This window comes from Mesorhizobium sp. M2A.F.Ca.ET.039.01.1.1 (genome assembly GCF_003998035.1).
Classification (GTDB): Bacteria; Pseudomonadota; Alphaproteobacteria; order Rhizobiales; family Rhizobiaceae; genus Mesorhizobium.
The window spans coordinates 1-578 of record NZ_RZRY01001447.1 but is presented as its reverse complement, the minus strand read 5'-3'; the positions used below and the strand labels follow the sequence as shown (position 1 = coordinate 578).

Genomic DNA, 578 nt, shown 5'->3' with positions numbered 1-578 from the left:
GTGCCGTCGAGCTGCTTCTGCTTGCGGAAGAGCTGCAGCGTGCCTTTGGCCCGTTCGTCGTAGGTGATGCCGGTCGCCTCGCGCAGTGCCTTCAGCGTGTCGCGACTGTATTCGGCAAGCGGCACCATGCGCGACTTGTTGAGCGCATAGCGCCCGGCCGTGCAGTTGCGCAGCATCTTCAGCAGCCAGGTCCACATATTCGGGTCGAACGCCGGCCGCACCACCAGCGGGCCGTATTTCATCAACAGCCATTTGACGGCTTTGATCGGAACGCCCGGCCCGGCCCAGGGCGAGGCATAGCCCGGCGACACTTCGCCGGCATTGGCGAAGCTGGTTTCGAGCGCCGGCCCCGGCTGGCGATCGTAGACGGTCACTTCATGGCCGGCCTCGGTGAGGAAGTAGGCGGTGGTGACCCCGATCACGCCGCCGCCCAGCACGATGACTTTCATTCTATCTCCCTCAAGGGCCGTGCACGCGGAGGCGCTGTGGCTCGTTCATCTGTGTGCCGGATTTTGCGGCGCCCGCCAAGGGGCGTGGTCAGGCGCCGACGTAGCGGCGGTGAAAGCGCGTGCCCAGGC

General features: G+C 66.1%; 1 protein-coding gene. It reads right to left on the bottom strand.

From position 1 onward, the window contains the following. On the bottom strand, positions 1-449 hold a 449-nt coding region (locus EOA24_RS40365), incomplete at its 3' end, for an FAD-dependent oxidoreductase (protein ID WP_127410941.1). Positions 450-578: the final 129 nt, after the last annotated feature.